Genomic DNA, 2982 nt, shown 5'->3' on the forward strand with positions numbered 1-2982 from the left:
GCGCATCGATGCCCCAAGCACTTTCCGTCGGTGATCGCCTGCGTCTTAGCGGGGGCTACGACTACGAGCCGCGCTGGTTGCCGAATGGCCAAAGCTACTTCGGTACGCTTGTCGCGTTCATACCAGGGCAGAACGCTATACCTGCGGCGGTCGTCCAGTTGGATAGGCCCATCACTGTTGACGACGTGATCGGCGAGGTACTTGTTCTCGAACTGCGCTACAAGGGGGCCATGTGGAAGGAAACAGAAACAGTGCATGTTGAGCTATGCCCGTTTGTTCCAGAGTCAAGATCCTGGCAGCATCGAGAACAGGGCAAGTGGGTCGAGTCGCATGCCACGTATCATCGAGTCGATGCAGAAAATGCGCTCTAACTGGTCGCTCGAGTGGACCTCCGCCAGCTGGCCGCGCTATGCTGCCTGTATATTTTCAGCTCCGCGCGGCCAGCTGGCTTCGGCCGCTCAGCTCGAACGTTAGCCATCTCAAACTTGCCCTTGCTGTTTATCCATGAGAGCCATTTTCATAACTTCCATGCTTGTCATCGCAAGCAGTGCCTATAGCGCGACCCCTGCCGACGAGTTGGCCCAAGCCGCCGCAAAGCCGTCTTGCTGTCAGAGCCTTTCATCGATATCGCAAAGGAAAGTACTGCGCCCCGAGCAGACGCTATCTTTAGACTCATCAAGTCCTCATTTCGACTTCGGCTGGGGAAGCGCTCCCTTTGCGATCTATAGCATCAACCCGAGTGCGGTCAGAGTGGTCGAACTTCAAGCTGCAAGTAACTTTGCTTTCGGAAAATCCGTGCGAAGCTTCCCTGCTTCCAAAGTTATCTTCTTTGATGCAGACTGGATTCAGATTGCCTTCGAGCCACTTTCAACTCCACATTTGAAGGAGGTTGGTTTTGCGAAATCGCAGGTATTGACAGATCGACTCAGAGTGCCCGAGAAGGCCGTTGCAATGGTTATCGCGGCCGACGTGCAAAGAGTGGGTCTTCGCGCGCAGGCGATAGAGCATCGAAGTTCTTCCACGTTTGCCGCAGCGGGTCTGGTTGCTGAGACCGGGGGCAGCGTGAATGTTGTCGAATACGAGCTTCTCGTGTACGGTTCATATGATGTGTTGTCTTTTGCTCCCTATCGATAGCAGCGTGGTGGACGGAGATATGGCTAACTGGTCGTTCGAGCCGACTCGCAACGGCTGGTCACTACAGGCCCCCATTTCATTCTGGGCCTTCCGTGCCCAGCCGCTGCTCGCGGCTCAACTTCGACGTTAGGCCGCAAGTGTCAACCATTGCTCTGCCTCCATCTATTGCGCATGCACTTGGTTCGCTGGTTCCGGAACTCAAGGCGCGTGGTGTCGTTCTTGCCGGATGCGAAGAGTCGGTTTCTTTTGGAAATTTTGAAGCCAAATTTGCTCGAGGTTCGCTCACTTTCTCAATTGTTCGAGATCGTGGTCAATTTCATATTGATGGCGCGGCGCAAGATGTCTTAGAGCTGGCGGGTCTCTGGCGCAGTTTCAGTGGTGTCAATTCAATGGCGCCGCCACTGTTTGCCTGGGTGGAGTCGAAAAATGCGGCCTAACCGGGCGTTCGAGCCGACTCGCAACGGCTGCTCACTGCAGGCCCCCATTTCATTCTGGGCCTTCCGTGCTCAGCCGCCGCTCGCGGCTCAACTTCGACGTTAGGTTGCTTCAATTCACTTCCAGAGCTTCGATGAACATCAGATATTTCCTACTTACTATCTCGTGGGTGTTAACTGCTTGCGCCGCCCCAAACATATCGCGAGATTTTTCACTCGAAAAGTCTGCGTCCGCCGGCGTCGCTACGGGGACCATTACTTACGATGGCGACTATGCCGCTTATCGCTTGCATTTGGAAAATAAGGTTAGCGGCCAGAAGTTTGTTGTCGAGCACGGTAGTTCGCAAACCCTTAACCTCAGTCTCGCGTTCAAAGGCGAGGATGCCCATCGCACTCTTGGCAAGAAAGGCTCGCCATTCGCCATTGAACTGCCGGCCGGAACTTACGTTGTCAAGTCATGGCAAGTTAGCCAAGGCATGGCAAATGTTTGGTCAACCGCGTCTACCGGAATCGAATTCGAGGTCAAGCCGCGGGAGGCAATATATCTAGGCGGCTTCTACTTCCGTGAAACATCAAGGTTCGGTCGTGCGGTCACGGGATCTGCTGTAACGCTATCAGACCAATCAGCCCGCGATCTACCCGCAATACGGTCCGGGTTTGCAGCTTTGGCGTCAGTTCCGCTGACTCAATCTCTATCCACCGGAGCAAAGCTTGAAAATGTCGGTGGCGCAAGCAATGGCAAGATCAGCATTCCCATTTTCATTCCGGTCGCTCGTTGAGAAGCAAGCAACCTAACCAGGCGTTCGAGCCGACTCGCAACGGCTGGTCACTCCAGGCCCCCATTTCATTCTGGGCCTTCCGCGCCCAGCCGTCGCTCGCGGCTCAACTTCGACGTTAGCCCGCACAACCCAACATTCCTATGCCGCACAAAGTGGAAACTGCAATTGCCGAAGTTGAAGAACGGTTGCGCTTGGCAATGCTCGCATCAGATACGGTTGCGCTGAATGAGCTTATTTCACCAGACCTTGTTTTCACGAATCACGTTGGGCAAGTGCTTAGCAAGGAGGTTGACCTTGAACTCCACAAGTCTGGAACCATTCGATTTCAACAACTGATTCCATCAGAGACTGTTGTCACAACACATGGTCAATTCGCGGTCGTGTCGGTTCGCATGAGTGTGGCAGGCACCTTTGCGGGAACACCCTTTTCCGAGAACTTTCGCTACACACGGGTGTGGCGGCAACTCGAAACCAAGACTTGGCAGGTTGTAGCGGGTCACATGAGCGTAGTTCATGAAGAGGCTCACAGTGCGGGCTAACCCGGCGTTCGAGCCGACTCGCAACGGCTGGTCACTCCAGGCCCCCATTTCATTCTGGGCCTTCCGTGCCCAGCCGCCGCTCGCGGCTCAACTTTG

At 54.8% G+C, this 2982-nt stretch carries 5 protein-coding genes; all 5 read left to right on the forward strand.

Annotated features, from left to right (window positions below; all coding sequences use genetic code 11):
* Nucleotides 1–371: hypothetical protein (locus LNV07_RS25190; protein WP_263573964.1), on the forward strand; the 371-nt coding region annotated here is incomplete at its 5' end.
* 157 nt (nucleotides 372–528) lie between these two features.
* On the forward strand, nucleotides 529–1134 hold the full coding sequence (locus LNV07_RS25195; protein ID WP_263573965.1) for a hypothetical protein: 606 nt from the start codon (nucleotides 529–531) through the stop codon (nucleotides 1132–1134).
* A gap of 137 nt (nucleotides 1135–1271) precedes the next feature.
* A complete protein-coding gene (locus tag LNV07_RS25200; RefSeq protein WP_263573966.1) occupies nucleotides 1272–1571 on the forward strand; it encodes a hypothetical protein in 300 nt (99 codons plus the stop codon).
* Between the two features lie 131 nt (nucleotides 1572–1702).
* Nucleotides 1703–2347 carry a hypothetical protein gene (locus LNV07_RS25205; protein WP_263573967.1) on the forward strand — a complete coding sequence of 215 codons (645 nt, stop codon included), beginning with the start codon at nucleotides 1703–1705 and terminating at the stop codon, nucleotides 2345–2347.
* A gap of 140 nt (nucleotides 2348–2487) precedes the next feature.
* On the forward strand, nucleotides 2488–2886 hold the full coding sequence (locus LNV07_RS25210; protein WP_263573968.1) for a nuclear transport factor 2 family protein: 399 nt from the start codon (nucleotides 2488–2490) through the stop codon (nucleotides 2884–2886).
* The last annotated feature ends 96 nt before the right edge of the window (nucleotides 2887–2982 follow it).

This window comes from Roseateles oligotrophus (assembly GCF_025717515.1).
GTDB classification, from domain to species: domain Bacteria; phylum Pseudomonadota; class Gammaproteobacteria; order Burkholderiales; family Burkholderiaceae_C; genus Paucibacter_A; species Paucibacter_A oligotrophus.

Excerpts from the sequence above, each read along its gene's own strand:
- LNV07_RS25195 (WP_263573965.1), top strand. The coding sequence starts at position 529 with ATGCTTGTCATCGCAAGCAGTGCCTATAGCGCGACCCCTGCCGACGAG.
- LNV07_RS25205 (WP_263573967.1), top strand. The coding sequence starts at position 1,703 with ATGAACATCAGATATTTCCTACTTACTATCTCGTGGGTGTTAACTGCT.
- LNV07_RS25210 (WP_263573968.1), top strand. The coding sequence starts at position 2,488 with ATGCCGCACAAAGTGGAAACTGCAATTGCCGAAGTTGAAGAACGGTTG.